This window comes from Vibrio sp. 10N.222.54.A3 (assembly GCF_041474095.1).
Lineage (GTDB): Bacteria > Pseudomonadota > Gammaproteobacteria > Enterobacterales > Vibrionaceae > Vibrio > Vibrio crassostreae_C.
In genome coordinates this window covers 1-18,573 of record NZ_JBFRTN010000046.1, presented here as the reverse complement: position 1 = coordinate 18,573, position 18,573 = coordinate 1, and the positions used below count along the sequence as shown (strand labels likewise).

Sequence of the window (18,573 nt, the reverse complement as noted above, 5' to 3'; positions counted from 1 at the left end):
GTTATAGCCCCCTTTCCTTGATCCACTCTCGAACTTTAATGCCCGACTCAAGACCATTGACGCCAGAAGTCACAATGCGATCGCCATCGTTCAATCCAGAGACGATATGGCGTTTTTCATCGATGACAATGGCAACATTTTCAACAATGCCGTCGCTATTCACACGCCATACAGAGACATCATCCCCATCGGTCATCATTGCTGACGTTGGTATTTTGGTGGCCGCCGCTAACGATGAAACGAGATTTACCGAGCCAGACATACCGGGCAAAATACCCACATCGGTTGGTCTTTCCATTACCATGGTGACTTTGTACGAACCTGTTTTCGGGTCAGCTTCGGTATCCACTTCTTGGAAGGTTAAAACGTAAGAGTTTTCAGGAAACGCATCAAAAACCATGGTTGCATCCATCTCGAACCCTGATGAAAAGCGCGTAATAAGTTGGTCGGGTAATAAGAAGACGACTTTAAGAATTTGATTGGTTTGAATATTCATCACGCCTTGTTTAGCCGCAATGTATTCATGGTTTTCAGCAGGAATGATGGAAATGGTTCCGTCATACGGCGCAACCAAAGTGGTGTAGCGAAGATTCGCGTTAGCTTGATTAAGCACCGCGCGAGCTGAATTGTGGTTCGCTTTCGCTTGGTCGAAATCTTGCTCTGATACCACACGATCTTTACGAAGTTTGATCGCACGTTGATATTGAACATCGGCTAGCTGAAAATTCGCTTTTGCTTGCTTCTCGAGTAGTTGATATTCATCGGGATTTAACTTAGCAAGCTCGTCGCCTTTAGACACGTGCTGCCCAGCGGTCACATCGATGCTCTGCAATAACCCAGGAACACGGAATGCGAGTACCGCTCTGTCACCAGCTTCTGTGGTAGCAGGGAAATTACGCTCAAAGGCATTATTACCGACGGAGACAGTGAAGAGTTTGGCGGGTCTGGACTCAGGTTCAGGCACGGGAGGAAGCTCCTTACCACACCCAGACAACCCAGCTAAGGCAGTCAATAGGACAACGGAGGCTCTATACATTGGTGATCATCCATATCTATAAATATTTTTATAACATAGATTAATCACATGTAACTTACCAGTCAGCGTAAGATTTATTTAGAAAAAATTATTAAAAAAAATAACGGCTTGGAATAAATTTTCCTAAACCGTTATCTAATCTTTTTTAGGTTTACCACTACATGTTCTTAAATGCGCGGTCGACTTTGAAAGTATCCGAAGTCACATAAGCTTCCATATTGCGGACACTAGTCTCTAATTTCTGGAAATCACCCTCTAAAGTGCCCAGTAACGACTCTGCGGTTTGCCCTCTTTCCCAAGGTTTTTGCTTGAGCGTGTGCTCCTGTTTAGCCTTCATTTGATCGACATACTGAGGTGGTTGTTTTTCAAGCATAAATGTCAAAGCTACATACGCTAATAACACCAAAAAGCTACCACCAAGCAGTGCCGCTGAGATAACCAAGATACGAACCAACCACACTTCAAGGCCAAAGTAGTTCGCTAACCCTGCACACACGCCAGACAGCTTACCGTTAATAGGATCGCGATACAGTTCTCTACTCATAGTTTCGTCTCCAGTTAGGTGACTCCGCATCCAGTATTTTTTCTAGTGTTTTCACTCGGTCTTGCATCGATTCAGCTTGAGCAGAAAGCTTGTGCAAACGCTGAAGATCCGTTTCTGAAAGACCATTACTGGATTTCTTCTTGCTGCGGTAATGTAAGAACAACCATAGCGGTGCCACGAAGATTAAAAAGACAATCAGTGGGCCTGCAATTAGAAATGTTGACATAGACAACTCCTAAATTATTTATCGCGGTTTTCAACTTGTTGCTTCAGTTTCGCCAGCTCTTTTTCAATTTCATCTTGAGCTTGTAGATCTGCAAATTCTTGGTCTAACGATTTTGCGTTACCTGTTTTGGCGTAAACATCTGCTTCAGCTTCTAATTCATCCACTTTACGCGAGAATTGCTCAAACTTCGCCATTGCTTCGTGGGTTTTGCTTGAATGCAGATGCTTTTGAACATCACGACGATTGCTTGCCGCATTATTACGAATCATTAATGCTTGCTGCTTCGCACGTGTTTCTGCGATTTTGGTTTCAAGCTTGCCAATCTCACTGGTCAGCTTTTCGATGGTTTCGTGAACCAAGGTTTGCTCTGTGTGAAGGCTTTTGATGATGTCTTCAAGTTTTTGCTTTTCGATTAGCGCCGCTCTAGCTAAGTCTTCACGTTGTTTAGTCAGTGCTAGTGTCGCTTTGTTTTGCCAATCTAGAATCTGAGTTTCGATAGCTTCAACTTTACGTGCTAACTCTTTTTTATCTGCGATAGCTTTAGCGGAGTTAGTGCGAACCTCAACCAGCGTATCTTCCATTTCTTGGATAATCAGGCGAATCATCTTTTCAGGATCTTCAGCCTTGTCTAAAAGTGCACTGATGTTCGAATTTACAATGTCTGCAAAGCGAGAAAAAATACCCATGAGGAACTCCTTAATTACAATGATGGCAAATGCGTTTCAAATCGTTGTGCGACTTTATCAATCCACTTGCTCAAAAATTTACGTTTGTTGTTAAACCTACCATAAATAATCCAAGTAGCGTGCCAACTTTTAAGCCATTTATTATCAGTTACTTACAATAAAATGGTGATTAACTCGAACCATGCTATGATGAATTTAGCCAAGTATTGGTATTTTTCACCACTATGGCTCTTACATGACCTCTCCAGCGATTAATTCATACAAGGACCCGCTATGCAGCAGAACCTCATTGGTGAATCACCTAGCTTTCTCTCTGTGTTAGATAAAGTTTCCCAACTCGCACCAATAGAAAGACCCATTCTGATCATTGGCGAACGTGGCACAGGTAAAGAGTTGATCGCACAAAGACTGCATTACCTTTCAAGACGTTGGGATCAACCTTTGATCTCATTGAACTGCTCAACCTTAAGTGAAGGTTTGATTGATTCAGAACTGTTTGGTCATGAATCGGGATCCTTTACGGGTTCGAAAGGGCGTCATCAAGGTCGTTTTGAAAGAGCAGAAGGCGGAACGCTGTTTCTGGATGAGCTGGCGACCACTCCCCTTGCGGTTCAAGAGAAACTACTGCGCGTTATTGAATACGGGCAATATGAACGTGTCGGTGGGCAAAAGGCGCTAAGTGCCAATGTCAGACTGGTGTGTGCAACCAATGCCGACTTACCAGACATGGCATTAAAGGGCGAATTCCGAGCAGACCTATTAGATAGACTGGCGTTTGACGTCATTACTATCCCTCCTTTGCGTGAGCGAAAAGAAGACATCATGCTACTGGCAGAATATTACGCCATTAAGATGTGTCGTGAATTGGAATTGGAGTTGTTTGTTGGCTTTGCCCCCTCTGCCGTTGAATCGCTTTTGGATTATTCTTGGCCAGGGAATGTACGAGAACTCAAAAACGTCATTGAGCGAGCTATCTATCAGCACGGAAAAGATCCATATCCTATTGAACATTTGGTGTTTAACCCATTTAAACCCGCATGGAAAACAGAGCAAGATTCCTCTCCGGAAACTGGCAATGAGCCGTCTAACAGCCATACTTCATCAGAGAGCTTGTTTTCTTTGCCGCTTGATTACAAAGCATGGCAAGAACAACAAGACATCAAGCTACTCAACCAAGCCCTCAAACAGAGCAAATATAACCAGAAACAAGCCGCAGAATTACTTGGGTTAACCTACAACCAATTACGTGGAATGGTGAGGAAGTACGCGATTGTCGGACAAGCTAACGATAAATAGCTGTCCACGCTTGATTATTATTTGGAGCCGAATAAATAAAATGTTAAATTGTCCGGATCTTGAGGCTCCTCTAACGCCTCGTTTCGAAAAGTATTTCTTTTTATGAAAGCACTAATAAGACTATCACTGAGCATCTGTACGCTGAGCTTTCTCGCTGGATGTGGTGAGAGTGTGAATCACGAGCAAATCCGTGAAAAAGGCTTCATTTATTGCGGCCAAGGTAATCCTAGTACCTTCAACCCACAGCTGGTTGATAGTGGCATTACCGCAGAATCGCTGAGTCCTCAAATTTTCGATACACTGCTCACTCTTGATCCGATGACGTACCGACCAAAACAGAACTTGGCGACAAGTTGGTCTGTTGATAAATCAGGTACAGAGTACACGTTCAAACTGCGCCCAAATGTTGCGTTCCAAACGACAGACTGGTTCACCCCTACTCGTAGCATGAATGCACAAGATGTGGTGTTTAGCTTTGAACGTGTCATTGATAGTTCAAACCCATTTCATTATGTGGGTGGCGGCCTATACCCATGGTTTGCCGGAATCGACTTCAAAAACCTGATTGTCGATATCACCGCAGTTGATGACCTAACGGTGAAATTCCAATTAAGTCGCCCAGACAATTCGTTTCTCAATAACATCGCCACCAGCTATGCAGTCATTCACTCTAAGGAGTATGCCAATCAGCTCATTGCAGCGGATGAGAAAAATCGAATCGATTCCAATCCAGTCGGCACTGGCCCTTTCTACTTAGATGAATACCAAATCAACGACCTAGTGCGCTTGAAAAAGAACAAGCACTACTGGAAAGGTGAAGTACAAATGGACCAAGTTGTGTTCGATACTTCGCAACGTGGAACAGGCACACTTGCCAAGCTTCTGCGTAGTGAGTGTGACGTGCTCAACTCACCAATTTCTAGCCAAATCCCTATTATTCAGGCTCATGAAGAGTTGAAGATTTCTGCTACTCCGGCGGTTAATGTCTCTTTCATCGCGCTGAATACTGAGCACCCTGCACTGCGTGACTCTCGAGTTCGTAAAGCGCTCAACTTAGCCATCAATCGTCAGAACATTCTTGATTCTGTGTATTACGGTACAGGAACCAAAGCCTACACCTTGCTTCCTCCGACTTCTTGGGCTCACCAAAAAGACAGCGTTCAAGTTCGCTACGACCGAAACTATGCGGTTGCGCTTCTCAAAGAAGCTGGCGTTGAACCTGGGTTAGAGCTTTCAATGTGGGTACCACTAGAGCCACGCGCATACAATCCAAGTCCAAGAAAAACGGCAGAACTTATCCAAGCAAACTTAGCCGATATTGGTATTGAATTGAAACTCTATACCGACGACCGATTTGACCGCACACAGTTGTCCTCTATTTCCTCAACAGACTTGTTGCTTACAGGCTGGATAGGCAATACCGGTGACCCGGACAACTTCTTACGTCCGCTGCTCTCATGCAGCTCTGAGCGTGCAGGGTTAAACGTCTCGATGTGGTGTAATTCAGACTTTGATTTCCTTCTCGACTTAGCATTAGAGATCAATCAACAAAGGCACCGTGTGAACTTGTACCGACAAGCCCAAAACATTCTCAATGAAGAAGTTCCTGTGATTCCTTTAGCTCATGGCGTGCAATTTCGCGTGCACGATCGTTCGCTAACAGGCTTTAAAGCAAGTCCTTTCAATGCCCAACCTTTTGATCAAGTCAGAAGAGAGGTGCAGTAATGTTTTGGTATACATTAAGACGTGTAAACTTATTCGTTATTACGCTAGGAATTCTGACCTTGGTAGGTTTTTCCCTGCTTCGATTAGACCAAACCTCACCTTGGGCAATTCAAGATTTTTGGCCCGGTTGGATTAGCTATATCACTGAATTATCGACGCTAAACTTTGGCCTAAGCAAACACGGTGTGCCTATCATCGATGAGTTGGTCCTGGTGTTCCCTGCAACGCTAGAGCTGTGCTTCTTTGCCTTTGTGTTGGCACTCATCATCGGTATCCCTTTCGGCACCATTGCTGGTATGAGACAAGGTAAATTTGTTGATACCACCATATCGTTCACCTCAATGGCCGGTTACTCTGCGCCTATATTTTGGGTCGCGTTGCTGATGATCATGGTGTTTTCACTGCACTTTGAAATGTTCCCAGTTGGTGGCCGATACGACCTACTTTACGAGATTGAACACGTGACTGGATTCGCGATGATTGACGCCTTTTTTGCCGAGGGTCGCTACCGTGCGCACGCACTACAAAGTGTTATCGAGCACATGGCGTTGCCTTGTCTTGTTTTAGCACTGGCGCCAACGACTCAGGTCATCCGATTGATGAGAGCGTCAGTGGCTGAAGTAATGACGCAAAACTACATCCGCGCTGCGCGAATTAAAGGTCTTTCCACTAGAGAGATCATCACGCAGCACGTGCTAAGAAACGCGATACCTCCGATTATTCCTAAGGTCGGTGTTCAGCTATCGAGTATGTTAACGCTTGCTATTGTTACCGAGTCTATCTTTAACTGGCCGGGCATTGGCCGCTGGTTATTGGATGCCTTATCGAATCAAGATTACGTTTCAATTCAAGCTGGTGTAATTGTGGTGGCTACCTTAGTTTTGACCGCTAATATTCTGTCCGATCTACTGGGCGCGATGATCAATCCACTGGTAAGGAAGGAATGGTATGCTAACAAATAACGTCTACCAAGAAGAACAGATTCCAACCCAGTTCGAACGTTTCTGGCGCAGCTTCCGCAGCAATAATCTAGCTATGTTTGGCTTGTGGTGTTTGGTGCTTATCATTCTGGTCACCGTCACTTCACCGTGGCTAGCCCCGCATGATGCACAAGAACAAACCGGTCACCTATTAACGCCGCCCTCTTGGGATCCTGCGGGAACGGTAGAATACTTTTTGGGTACGGATGACTTAGGCAGAGATATTCTCTCTCGCCTAATAATTGGCTCTCAGTTAACCTTCGGCGCCGCGGTGGTGATTACCTTTATCGCAGCCGTCATTGGTTGTCTGATTGGCGTACTTGCTGGTATGACGCGCGGTTTACTATCAAGCACGCTAAACCACCTGCTTGATACTGTTATGTCGATTCCATCTCTTCTGCTGGCGATTATCTTCGTGGCATTCCTTGGCTTTGGGGAGTTTAATATCTTGCTCGCCTTGTGCTTGGCACTGATCCCGCGCTTTATACGCTCGGTGTACATTGCCGTGCATGCTGAAGTAGAAAAAGACTATATTCTGGCTTCTCGCCTTGATGGTGCGAACGATTTTTACCTGCTATGGAACTCAATCCTTCCGAACATCCTTACCGTGATCGCTCTTGAAGTTACGCTGGCACTGTCAGTCGCAATTCTTGATATCACGGCTTTAGGTTTCCTAGGGCTTGGCGCTCAAGCACCGAGTACCGAATGGGGCTCCATCTTGGGTGATTCGGTCGAGTTGATTTACCTTGCGCCATGGACAGTTACCCTACCCGGCTTAGCTATTATGTTTACAGTTATCGTGATTAACCTCGTCGGTGAAGGTGTTCGCCAAGCGCTAAATGCAGGAATCGAATAATGCCTTTACTTGATATTCGACATCTAACCATCGAGATTGAGACCCCTCAAGGGATGGTTAAAGCCGTAGATCGAATGAGTATTACCCTCAATGAAGGGGAAATTCGTGGCTTAGTAGGTGAATCAGGCTCAGGTAAGAGTTTGGTTGCAAAAGCGATCGTCGGAGTATGTAAAGAAAACTGGAAGGTTTCTGCAGACCGAATGCGCTTAGGTAATATCGACCTACTGCAACTGACGCCGAAAGAAAGACGCCGAGTGATCGCCCGCGATATCGCAATGATCTTCCAAGAGCCATCAACGTGTCTTGACCCTTCTGAAAAAGTAGGTAACCAGCTCGTTGAAGCGATCCCTTCCCATTCGTTTGAAGGTCGTTGGTGGCAACGATTTAAGTGGCGTAAGAAGCAAGCGATCGCATTACTACACAAAGTCGGCATCAAAGACCACTCTCGCCTAATGGACAGTTACTCTTATGAGCTGACAGATGGTGAGTGTCAAAAAGTCATGATCGCAATGGCGATCGCTGCCAAGCCAAAAGTCTTGATTGCTGACGAGCCAACCAACGATTTAGACCCAATTACACAGTCTCAAATATTGCGTCTTTTGAGTCGTATGAACCAGATCAATAACACCACCATCGTGTTGATCGGCCATGACTTAACCACCATTACCCAATGGGCGACTCGCATTACCGTGATGTACTGTGGTCAATCGGTAGAATCCGCTGATACACCGAAGCTGTTGGATGCACCAAAGCACCCGTACACCGTTGCTTTGTTAAAAGCGATGCCAGACTTTAACGACTGGATTCCCCACAAGGAGAAGCTCCAGTCTTTGCCGGGGTCAATTCCACCGCTGCAACATCTTCCTATTGGTTGTCGATTAGGGCCTCGCTGCCCATACGCACAAAGGCAGTGTGTCGAGATCCCACATACGAAACGTATCAAGAACCATAAGTTCAACTGTCACTTCCCTCTGAATATGGAGAAGAAAAAGAAATCATGAGTGCATTATTAGAAGTCAGTGATTTGTCTAAAGACTTTACGACTCGCTCTGGTCTTTTCCGTAAAAAGATTCATCAGGCGGTGAAGCCAGTTAGCTTTTCTCTTGAAGCAGGCCAGACAATTGGTTTTATCGGCCAGAATGGTTCTGGCAAATCAACATTAGCCAGAATGCTCGCAGGCATGGTGGAGCCAACCGCAGGCGAGATCCGCGTGAATGGCGAAAAGCTAGAGCACAAAGACTACTCGACTCGTTGTAAGCTGATTCGAATGATCTTCCAAGATCCGAATACGTCACTTAACCCGCGCATTCAGATCGGTCGAATTCTTGAAGGTCCATTAAAGCGAAACACCAACATGCCTCCAGAAGCTCGTATGCGTCGTGTGAAAGACACACTACTGCGCGTAGGCCTTCTACCGGAACATGCGTATTTCTACCCTCAGATGCTTGCTGCAGGCCAGAAACAAAGGGTTTGTTTGGCTCGTGCCTTAATACTTCAGCCATCCATCATTGTTGCTGATGAAGCTTTAAATGGTTTGGACATGGCAATGCGCTCGCAAATCATCAATCTGTTCTTAGAGTTACAAGAAGAGATGGGCGTATCGTTCGTTTATGTATCTCAACACCTCGGTATTGTTAAGCACATTACCGACAAGATTATTGTCATGCATGAAGGCAATGTGGTTGAGAGTGGGGAAACAGATCAAGTGCTAACCAATCCAACTCACCAAATCACCCAAAGATTGGTTGAGAGCCATTTCTCCAAAGCGCCGAACCACTAACCTGGAATCACGCTACATTTAGCAGAGGGGAAAAGTATGTATCGAACAGCTTCAATGCTTCCCCTCTTGTTGGTGCTGTTGTCCTTTAACGCGACAAGCACACCGCTCACATGGCTAGATAGAAGCTTCGTCGAAACTGCCTTTTATAACGTCGCGCTTCAACACGAATACTCCCAAGGCAACAAACCGCTCGCCAAGTGGAAACAACCGATCAAGATTTGGATCGATCATCGAGTGGGCGATGAGGAACTGCATCAAGAGATCACAGAGCTTCATATCAAACACTTATCTGAAGTCACCCAACATCCAATAACAATCGTCAGTAAAGAGTCCGAAGCGAACGTTAAATGGATATACACAAGGCAGAGCCAGTGGGTATCTGAGGCGAAATCGGTGCTCAAGCTCAAATCAACTCAACATTTAAATAGCGCCATCTGCACGGCGGGCTATAGAACCAATTCTAAAGGCGAGATTGTATACGCTGGGATTGTAATCCCGGTTGATCAGGCAAGATCGCGAGGTAAGCTGGTCGCCTGTATCGTGGAAGAGATCACACAAGTTCTAGGCCTGCCGAATGATTCAGATAAAGCCTACCCTTCTATTTTCAACGACCACACGCCAGAAGACTTATTATCGCCGTTAGACGTAGTGCTACTGCAATTGCTGTATGAACCAGAATTGAAAGCTGGAATGACAAAATCTGAAGTAAAACCTATCGTTCGAAAGATACTCAAGAGATACAGCAAAACAGGTGTGCTTCAGCAAGCTTCTAAAGCCGCACAGCAAGCGCCTTTGTATCAGTTGATTGGGTATTGACGAATATACGTTGGAAGTAACTTAGATGGGATAATTGAATGATAGCGCTGCCTAAGAAAGGCAACGCTGACTTACGATGTTACTGTATTACGAAAGAACTAGCGCTTAGCTGCCTGCTTTTTCAATTCGAAGTCGAACTCATCCGGGAACAAGATAACGCCTTCTTCTTGCTCGTTCGGGAATACTACAACAGCAAGTTCGTCGTCTTCTAGACCGTTCGTCCAGCGACTGTGCCATTTGTTCAACGAAATAGACTCAGCTTTACACTCAGACCAATCACCCGTTGCCCATGATTCTGCGAACTCTTGGTTTGGCCATACTGGAACACAATCTTCATCTTCTGTGTTCAGCATTACACAACCGTGTTCATCGGTTAAGATCCATACTTCACGGTTTGCTACGATTTCTTTCACACAGTATTTCAGGCGTTGCTCGCCCGTATACTTGTTGATTTCAGCGATTTTTTTATCGTCTAGCTGTGTAGTCATCTTAATTTCCTACTTTAGTCAGTAACTTTGCTCTTAAAGCTATTTTATGCCGAGTGTTGTTAACTTCAAACATTATCGATGAAGAAGAAAGTCTACTTCAAAGAAAAACGCCTGCTAAATAAGCAGGCGTTTAATATTAAGCGACTTGATTAAACAAGCTCACCTTGTAGCCAAGGCCAGCCTTGCTTCTTACGGCTTAGTGTATTTTCCATCATTAATACGCCGCCTTTCTCGTGCTTAACCAATTTCTCAGCCCACTCACCTTTGTATAGAAGACGAGTTTGAGCAGTAGTGATATCTGTTAGCATTACCGCAGCGAACGCTAGACCGTCTTTCTCACAACGCTCTTCAAGATCAGCTTCTAGCGCTTCGATCATGCCGTCTACTTGCTCAAGAGTCGCAAGTTCAACTTGACCAACAACAACATCACGACCGTTGAATGGGTAGCCTTTAAGGTCTTTTTCTACTAGCTGTGCAGCAGATAGGCCTTCGATGTTTGTTTTTGCGATTAGAAGCGCTTTGATGAATGCATCAACGTCAGTTACGCCAGCAATTTCAGCAAGCTCAGCAACCGCGTCTTTGTCTTTTTGAGTACATGTTGGAGAAGCAAAACCAACTGTGTCTGAAAGAATTGCAGACATCATTAGTTTAGCGATTTGTTGAGAGATTGCGTGACCTTCAATCTTGAACATGTTGAAAAGTACAGTGTTTGTACAACCAACAGGCCAGATCCAAGCTTCCATTGGGTTTACTGTCATCACGTCGCCTAGACGGTGGTGATCAACAATACCTACGATCTCTGCATCAGCAACATCATCTGGTGCTTGTGCTAGATCTGAGTAGTCTACTAGCCAGATTTTCTCACCAGCAACAGAAGTACGAAGCTCTGGCTTTTCAGCACCAGCGACTTCTAGAATGTGTTGAGTTTCGCGGTTGATCTCGCCTTGGCGAATTGGTGTCGCTTCCTCGCCACGAGCCTTAAGAAGCTCAGTTGCAACTAACGCACTACAAATACTGTCACTATCAGGGTTTTTGTGACCAACAACTAAAATCATGTTTCTTCCTATTACACTAACAATTATGACTCTACCTTTAGAGCCTCTCTTTATTAGCCATACTTTACCTCATTTTTTTAGATTGGTCATGTTTCGTGGGTTTAGCCAATAGTAACAATAGATAAAAAAACAACAAATGCAATTGATAATTATTATCATTCGTATATATTTATCTTAAGCCACTAATTTTGAGTAACACCTATGGATCGACTAATCTCTTTTTTGCCAAGCAGTAGTGCTGCGAAAACAACTCAGTTTTCACTGTCATTTAAGCGCCTGCTTTTGCCTGTCTCACTTGCAGCTTTGGTTGCAGCCCCAGCTACACGAGAGCTGACGGTGACTACTTTGTCAGACGCGTTTTGGGCAGTGTCTTGTTATGTTGCTTTAACCTTGGCTATTTACCACTGGTTAAGTCTGTACATAAACAAAGATAACGTCTTCAATAAGCTCGTCCATCAATCTCGTTCAAACCAAGTGGTATTCGCGGCTCTCATGGGCGCGTTGCCCGGCTGTGGCGGTGCGATAGTGGTAACCACACAATTTATCTCGGGAAAACTCGGATTTGGTGCGGTAGTTGCGGTGCTCGTCTCAACCATGGGTGACGCGGCGTTCCTGCTCATAGCGAGCGAGCCTAAGACAGGTTTAGCCATGATGGCGATGGGCGTGATCGTGGGTACTGCGTCAGGCCGAATCATTAACTTGTTTCACGCAGACGACTTCTTACGCCCAAAAAAAGCAGAGAAAAATGAAGTGGTGAGCAGCTGTGCTTCTCAATCTCAAGACAAAGAATCGGTCTCTAAAAAAGCGATAAACCTGCAAGGTTACCTGTGGTCTGTACTGATTATTCCGGGTGCTGCCGTTGCCCTACTTGGCTCTTTTCAAGTCGATGTGAACGAGCTGCTCGCTTTGCCTGAAATGTCGATGGAATGGGCGGGGACAGTTTTGCTGATCAGCTCGATGTTTCTGTGGGGGCTAACCCGTGAAATTGAGGATTACAAATCAGCCGTAAGTGAAGACGAGAAATGTGTAGGCTCTCATCCACTACAAAAAACGGCTCAAGATACTAACTTCGTGACAGCGTGGGTGGTGGTTGCTTTTCTTTTCTTCGAATTTGGCTCTGTGATAGCAAATGTCGATTTTGCGACGCTATTCTCAAGCTGGGGCATGATGCTCCCCCTGGCGGGAGTATTGATGGGCTTGCTACCGGGGTGTGGTCCGCAGTTGCTGGTCACTAGCCTGTACCTTTCTGGTGCACTGCCACTGTCAGCTCAAGTAGGTAACGCAATTTCGAATGATGGTGACGCGCTATTCCCTGCGATTGCGATGGCTCCCAAAGCGGCACTGGTCGCGACCTTATACTCTAGTGTGCCCGCACTAATCTGTGCTTATAGCTACTGGTTTATATTTGAGATCTAACTTGAGTAGAGTTAACTCCATAGGCTTCTGTAAGGTCGGTACTTTGTATCGGCCTTTTTGTTTCCGCCTGCTTAAGTCTTTCCACAGGTTCTTTTTACATTCCCTTCCTGCTTCACTGCTTCTACCACCTCTCTCAAACAGCGCGTTACAGCCTGTCTCAAAAACGCCCTCTATTAGCCCTGTATAATGCTTATTTAGAAACACCAACACTGATATCAAAAATACAAAAAGCCCCTGTAAGAGTGCTTACAGGGGCTTTAATTCAAGCTTTAATCTTGGTTCTTAAGACAAGACTTAAGAAACTTCGATTGGACCACCGAATGAAGTTACTGGAGGCAGTTTGCCTTGGAACTTCTCGAAATCAACCAAACATGTGTTTGCTGACGTTGCTTGAGCAAGTTCAGACGTACCGATATCTTGAGTCAGTGTGTTTGGATCGCCGTATGTATCTAGCGCGCCCACTTTCTCGTTGATCGGACCGTACCAAGCACCTTCTTCGATACGAACAACACCAGGAGCGTAGCTATCCATTAGAACAGCACCTGCTAGTAGTTGACCACGGTCGTTAAACACACGTACTACATCGCCATCTTTGATGCCTTTCTTCTTAGCATCTACTGGGTTGATGTAGATTGGCTCACGGCCTTGTACCGCGTAAGTCGCACGCCACTCTTCAGATTCACACATCTGAGAGTGAAGACGCTTGTCTGGGTGACAAGATTGTAGCCAGTACGGGTGCTTGTCAGAGCCTGGACCACCGTGTGAACGTTCAGATTTCTCGAACCACATTGGGTGTTCTTGACAGTGCTCGTAACCCATGTTGCCAACAGTACGGCTTGTGATTTCGATGAAACCAGAAGGCGTGCCTAGTGCGTTGATCTCTGGATCTTCACGGAATGAAGCGTGACGAGTCCATGGCTTACCTTTGCCGAAGTCTAGGAAACCTTTCTCCCAGAACTCAGCAAACTCAGGCATTTCGAAGCTACCTTCGTTTGATGCGCGACATTCGTCGTACAGAGATTTAACCCACTGCATTTCGTCCATACCACGCGTGTAATCGTCGTAACGACCCCAACGCTTAGTTAGGCTAGACATGATCTCGAAGTCAGTCTTAGACTGGAACAGAGGATCCACTAGCTTGTGCATTGCGATCAAACCACGGCCAGAGTATGCGCCATAACCATCAATATCGTTTCGTTCCCACTGAGTACATGCAGGAAGCACGATGTCAGAGTGACGACAAGTTGCAGTCCAAGCAAAATCAACAGCCACTACAGTTTGTAGGCTCTTGAATGCTTTACGCATCTTGTTGCGATCTTGGTGGTGGTGCCACGGGTTGTTACCACTAAATACCATCATCTTGATATCAGGTAGTGTTACCGTTGAACCATTCGCTTTGATCTTCTTACCAGGCTCTAGCAAGCTATCAACCCAACGAGCAACTGGGATTACGCGGCTGTAGCCGTTGTAATCTGTGTTGGTGTACTTAGGTGATTGACCTTGGTCGATGTTCAGCGGGAAAGAACCCGGAGCAGCGAAGCCAGTTGAAGATACACCGATACCAGAGTAGTGGTGACCGTAAGAGATACCACCGCCCGGTAGACCAATTTGGCCAACCATTGCTGCGATAACTGCACACATCCAGTAAGGCTGTTCACCGTGCTCTTGACGTTGGATACTCCAACCAACAAGAATCTGTGTACGACCGTTAACCAGCATCTTAGCGAAGTCACGAATAGAGTCCGCGCTTGCGCCACAGATAGCAGAAGCCCATTCTGGCGTCTTCTCAACTCTGTCTTTCGTTTCACCTTGAACGTACTTGATGAAATCTTCAAAACCTAGACAGTAAGTTTCGATGAACTTCTTGTCGTATAGGCCTTCGTTGTAAAGAACGTGAGCAACACCAAGCATGAACGCCACATCAGTTTGTGGGTTGATGTACATTTGCTCGTTTTCTAGGTAACGACCTGTTTTGTTTTTAACAGGGTCAACAGAAACAACGTTGATCTCTTTCTTAGCAACTTTTTCTTTCAGCTGTTCTAGGTATGCGAACGACTCGTGAGTCTCACATGTCCAACCTACTTGAAGGTTTTTAACTGGATCGTTACCCCAAAGAACAATGTTGTCACTGTTTTCTAGGATAAGTTCCCAAGATGTACCTTGTGCGTAAACTTCAGTAGAACCTAGCACGTAAGGCATGATCGTTTGACCAGCACCTGTTGAGTAGTCACCGATTTTCTTCACAGAGTAACCGTGAAGTGCCATTGCACGTTGCATGTGGTTAGTACAGCTATGGAACTGACCTGTTTGTCTCCAACCAGTTTGACCTGTGTGAAGCGCCCATGGACCGTAATCTTTCTGTACGCGCTCTAGCTCGCGGTAAACAAGGTCTAGTGCCTCATCCCAAGTCACACGAATAAAGCGGTTGTTACCACGTGTGTCTGCGCTGTATTTATGCTTCTTCAACCAATCTAGGCGAACCATAGGGTAACGCACACGTGATGGGCTGTAGATAATACCTTTAATACCTTTCAACATCTCAGTTGGGTGCTGATCGATTTCTAGAGGTTTAATTTCTTGTACTTTACCCGCGTAAACGCGAGCTCGGAATGCACCCCAGTGAGAACCAGAGACTTTCCACGCGCCGTCTGTTTCTGCAGCAGACGCTGATGCCGACGCCAATAAGCTTGGACCGATAACCGATGCCGCACTTGTAGTAGCGACACCTTTCAGAAAACTTCTTCTTGTAATTGCCATTGTGTTACTCCAATTGACGTCTTATTAGTGATGGCCTTCAGAAAAATCTGATGAGTGCTTCTGTAGATACTTAAGAACCAGTGCTTCTGTATCTGTATCGAAGTTAACGAATGCAATCATACCATCTAGCATGCCTACCCAACCGTTAGCGCTGAAGTGAGCTTCATCTGGCTGTGAGTGACACGTTGAACAGTTAGATTGGTACGCTTGACCCGCTGCGTTCCAGATTGGATCGAAGTTATCAACCATAGACTCTTTCTTCATCCAAAGTGCTAGGTTAACTTCTTCCCATGGAAGGCCAGTAAGCTCATCTTCTTTCTTCTCACCAACAGTGATAACGTCACTTTGAGATACATCTTTCGTCAAGATTGCAGTTGAGATGTTCATACCGAAGTCTTCTTGGATTACACGTCCGAAGCCTTTCGCTTTACGCCAACCGTCGATTTGAATCTTGATCATATCGCCTTTTTCGTCGATAACCGCAACTTTACTTGCAGGGCTTAATAGACCCGCTTCAACTTCAGCTGTTTCATCTGTGTACATTGGTAGGTGACGAATAGAGATCACGTCTGAACCATTTGCGTAAGATGTGCTGCTTGCTACGTTTTCTAGCTCGCCAACAATACCGCTCGCTGATGCCATATCTAATGGAAGGTTGTGAGCAATACCTTTGTGACAGTCAACACAGCTTTGATCACGCTCTGCCGCGTTCTTCATCTGGATACGCGCTGTTGGGCGCATGTTTTCGAAATCCATTGAATCGTAGTTGTGGCAGTTTTTACACTCTAGAGATTTGTTCGAAGAGAAGCGATCCCATTCGTGTTTAGCCAGTTCGATACGACGAGCTTCGAATTTCTCAGGCGTATCTAGGTCACCAAATACTTGAGCGAATACTTCTTTAGAAGCTTGCATCTTACGAGCGATTTTTGCTGTCCATTCATGTGGAACGTGACAGTCAGGACAAGTAGCACGTACCCCAGAAGTGTTTTTCCAGTGAACCGTTTCTTGTAGTTCTACGTATACGTTGTCACGCATGGTGTGACAGCTTACACAGAATTCTTCTGTATTTGTGTGCTCTAGAGCTGTGTTAAAACCGCCCCAGAAAATAACACCGGCGATAAAGCCACCCATAGTTAGTACACCAAGACTGATGTGTACTGCTGGGCGAGTCATTGTGCGCCATAATTTAACTAAAAATGATTTCATGTTTAGCTCTCTTAAATATTGATTTTAAAAAATGTTGTTACTTAGAGGGCATTACATGCCGCCGTGAGCACCTGGAGGTCCGAATACAAACACTTGCAGTGCCCAAACTAGGAAGCCGTAACCGCCTACAAAAGCCACACTTAATATTGGGAAGAGAACCACCGCGATGAAGAGGAAAGACTTCCACTCCAGCGAATGTTTTTCGCTAGTTTCAATTTTATTAACATCACTCATACATTTTGCCTATTTTGTATTTAGTAATTTCGAGTAACCCATTCTATGGGGCTAAAGTTCTTAAGTATCTAACGACAAATTTTAGACCATACTCAAAGTAGGGTTCAATCAAATCTCCCGTTATAACCCTTGCTAATCAATACTTTTTTGAGCTCATCCAAAGTTGTTTTTAGTTAAACAAAGTTATTAAAAAGTATTAACAAATGTGAAGAATTAAGTATATTTCACAAATGTTAAATTCCAACACCTGCGCAACCGTATTGTAACCAATTTTAACGTTTTACCTACTAAGTAGTAGCCAAAAATGCCTCAAAAAACCAATATTCTGTGGTTTGATTGTTAAATTATTGAGTATTTTTTAAAGCAACGGCTGAGAAGCTGAAATGCATCATTTGGCACTTTCAGATATGATGGGGACCTACTTAAAAGGAAACATTATGCAAGACGTTATTGATATATCTGGGTGGCAGTTATTGTTCTTCAGCTCACTTCTCTTGCTACCCATTACCATCAACCACAAGTTAAAACTCGGCCTTGGCAAAGAGGCTTCTATCAGCATCATTCGTATGGTTATTCAGCTATTTCTGGTGGGACTTTACCTAGAATACTTGTTCACTTTGAATAGTTTGTGGGTCAATTTGCTGTGGTTATTTACTATGATTATCGTCGGTGCAAGCTCGATTGTTGAAAAATCTAGACTGCCAAGAAACCTACTTTTGGCTCCTGTCGCCGTTAGCCTTGCGGTAACTTGTGTACCTATTGTCTTGTTCATCTGCTTTTTCATCATTAAGCCGACACCGGTTTTTAACGCGCAGTACCTTATCCCAATCGCAGGGATGTTATTGGGTAATAGCTTAAGCAGTAATATCGTGGCATTGCAGAACCTGTTTGGTGCCTTTGAAACACAGAAATCAGAATATGAAGCAGCAATCGCGTTAGGCGCGTCTCCTACTTATGCTGCTGCGCCTTTTGTACGTAATGCAATACAGAAAGCGATGTCCCCTATCATGGCCTCTATGGCAACCACAGGCTTAGTAACGCTGCCAGGAATGATGACTGGACAGATCTTAGGTGGTGCTTCACCGATGATCGCGATTAAGTATCAACTGATGATCATGCTGGCGATTTTCGTGATGATGAGCTGCTCTTTAGCACTTGCACTTCACCTCTCATTGAAGACATCTTTAACCAAAGAAGGGCGAGTTCTCGCTCAAATACAGCCTTCGAAATAGCCTCCCTGCTCCACTTAGATCTGGTTACTCACTGAATTTGAGACAGGTTATCCACAGAAACTGTGGATAACCAAATCAATATAGATCCTTTTTTGTCCATTTCGACCCAAGGGAAGATCATCGCCTTTGATCTTTGGGTGATTTCAAAGACATATACACACGTGCAGAACTGCGTTGTTAAGCGTTCAAATGATAATTTAAGAAATCAACGAGTAAGTTTTCCAATCGAGTAGGAGGAGG

The 18,573-nt window shown here is 44.9% G+C and carries 18 protein-coding genes; 9 read left to right on the top strand and 9 right to left on the bottom strand.

Annotated features, from left to right (window positions below):
• Position 1: 1 nt before the first annotated feature.
• The 4 genes from AB4507_RS11105 to pspA all read right to left on the bottom strand — a co-directional run bounded on the left by AB4507_RS11105 (position 2) and on the right by pspA (position 2,492).
• Complete coding sequence (locus AB4507_RS11105; protein ID WP_372148244.1) at positions 2-1,036, bottom strand: efflux RND transporter periplasmic adaptor subunit; 1,035 nt, start codon at positions 1,034-1,036, stop codon at positions 2-4.
• Positions 1,037-1,193: 157 nt separating this feature from the next.
• A complete protein-coding gene (gene pspC, locus AB4507_RS11100) occupies positions 1,194-1,580 on the bottom strand; it encodes an envelope stress response membrane protein PspC (protein WP_372182675.1) in 387 nt (128 codons plus the stop codon).
• The gene (gene pspB, locus AB4507_RS11095; RefSeq protein WP_004734605.1) at positions 1,573-1,806 is read right to left on the bottom strand and encodes an envelope stress response membrane protein PspB; all 234 of its coding nucleotides are present in this window, start codon (positions 1,804-1,806) and stop codon (positions 1,573-1,575) included. Before pspB ends, pspC begins: the two co-directional genes overlap by 8 nt.
• Before the next feature lie 14 nt (positions 1,807-1,820).
• A complete protein-coding gene (gene pspA / locus AB4507_RS11090) occupies positions 1,821-2,492 on the bottom strand; it encodes a phage shock protein PspA (RefSeq protein ID WP_004734604.1) in 672 nt (223 codons plus the stop codon).
• Between the two features lie 273 nt (positions 2,493-2,765).
• Here pspA and pspF point away from each other — a divergent pair, with 273 nt between their 5' ends.
• From pspF to AB4507_RS11055, 7 genes are all read left to right on the top strand, one after another.
• On the top strand, positions 2,766-3,788 hold the full coding sequence (pspF, locus tag AB4507_RS11085) for a phage shock protein operon transcriptional activator (protein WP_372182674.1): 1,023 nt from the start codon (positions 2,766-2,768) through the stop codon (positions 3,786-3,788).
• 102 nt (positions 3,789-3,890) lie between these two features.
• On the top strand, positions 3,891-5,513 hold the full coding sequence (sapA, locus tag AB4507_RS11080; RefSeq protein ID WP_017065332.1) for an ABC transporter substrate-binding protein SapA: 1,623 nt from the start codon (positions 3,891-3,893) through the stop codon (positions 5,511-5,513).
• Entirely contained in the window at positions 5,513-6,475 is a 963-nt protein-coding gene (locus AB4507_RS11075; RefSeq protein WP_017060307.1) for an ABC transporter permease subunit, read from the top strand. Before sapA ends, AB4507_RS11075 begins: the two co-directional genes overlap by 1 nt.
• Positions 6,462-7,349: a putrescine export ABC transporter permease SapC gene (sapC, locus tag AB4507_RS11070; protein ID WP_017065331.1), complete on the top strand. Its 888-nt coding sequence runs from the start codon at positions 6,462-6,464 to the stop codon at positions 7,347-7,349. The genes AB4507_RS11075 and sapC overlap by 14 nt, the downstream gene beginning before the upstream one ends.
• Positions 7,349-8,350 carry an oligopeptide/dipeptide ABC transporter ATP-binding protein gene (locus AB4507_RS11065; protein ID WP_017060305.1) on the top strand — a complete coding sequence of 334 codons (1,002 nt, stop codon included), beginning with the start codon at positions 7,349-7,351 and terminating at the stop codon, positions 8,348-8,350. The genes sapC and AB4507_RS11065 overlap by 1 nt, the downstream gene beginning before the upstream one ends.
• Positions 8,347-9,129: an ATP-binding cassette domain-containing protein gene (locus AB4507_RS11060; RefSeq protein WP_017060304.1), complete on the top strand. Its 783-nt coding sequence runs from the start codon at positions 8,347-8,349 to the stop codon at positions 9,127-9,129. The genes AB4507_RS11065 and AB4507_RS11060 overlap by 4 nt, the downstream gene beginning before the upstream one ends.
• Positions 9,130-9,165: 36 nt before the next feature.
• Positions 9,166-9,945: a DUF2927 domain-containing protein gene (locus tag AB4507_RS11055; RefSeq protein ID WP_029235328.1), complete on the top strand. Its 780-nt coding sequence runs from the start codon at positions 9,166-9,168 to the stop codon at positions 9,943-9,945.
• 98 nt (positions 9,946-10,043) lie between these two features.
• Here AB4507_RS11055 and AB4507_RS11050 read toward each other — a convergent pair whose 3' ends face one another.
• Together AB4507_RS11050 and AB4507_RS11045 are read right to left on the bottom strand one after the other, a co-directional pair.
• On the bottom strand, positions 10,044-10,433 hold the full coding sequence (locus AB4507_RS11050; RefSeq protein ID WP_004734596.1) for a DUF2750 domain-containing protein: 390 nt from the start codon (positions 10,431-10,433) through the stop codon (positions 10,044-10,046).
• A gap of 149 nt (positions 10,434-10,582) precedes the next feature.
• Entirely contained in the window at positions 10,583-11,488 is a 906-nt protein-coding gene (locus AB4507_RS11045) for a manganese-dependent inorganic pyrophosphatase (protein ID WP_017065328.1), read from the bottom strand.
• A 201-nt stretch (positions 11,489-11,689) separates the two neighbouring features.
• Between AB4507_RS11045 and AB4507_RS11040 the strand changes: the two genes are divergently transcribed.
• Positions 11,690-12,904: a putative manganese transporter gene (locus AB4507_RS11040; protein ID WP_372182673.1), complete on the top strand. Its 1,215-nt coding sequence runs from the start codon at positions 11,690-11,692 to the stop codon at positions 12,902-12,904.
• 294 nt (positions 12,905-13,198) lie between these two features.
• Here the strand turns inward: AB4507_RS11040 and torA are convergent, their stop codons facing one another.
• The 3 genes from torA to torE are packed head-to-tail and all read right to left on the bottom strand — an operon-like array spanning position 13,199 to position 17,101.
• Complete coding sequence (gene torA, locus AB4507_RS11035; protein WP_102320260.1) at positions 13,199-15,661, bottom strand: trimethylamine-N-oxide reductase TorA; 2,463 nt, start codon at positions 15,659-15,661, stop codon at positions 13,199-13,201.
• A gap of 24 nt (positions 15,662-15,685) precedes the next feature.
• Positions 15,686-16,867 carry a pentaheme c-type cytochrome TorC gene (gene torC / locus AB4507_RS11030; protein WP_102320261.1) on the bottom strand — a complete coding sequence of 394 codons (1,182 nt, stop codon included), beginning with the start codon at positions 16,865-16,867 and terminating at the stop codon, positions 15,686-15,688.
• Between the two features lie 51 nt (positions 16,868-16,918).
• A complete protein-coding gene (torE, locus tag AB4507_RS11025) occupies positions 16,919-17,101 on the bottom strand; it encodes a trimethylamine N-oxide reductase system protein TorE (protein WP_017060298.1) in 183 nt (60 codons plus the stop codon).
• A 437-nt stretch (positions 17,102-17,538) separates the two neighbouring features.
• Between torE and AB4507_RS11020 the strand changes: the two genes are divergently transcribed.
• Complete coding sequence (locus AB4507_RS11020) at positions 17,539-18,333, top strand: ABC transporter permease (protein ID WP_372182671.1); 795 nt, start codon at positions 17,539-17,541, stop codon at positions 18,331-18,333.
• Positions 18,334-18,573: the final 240 nt, after the last annotated feature.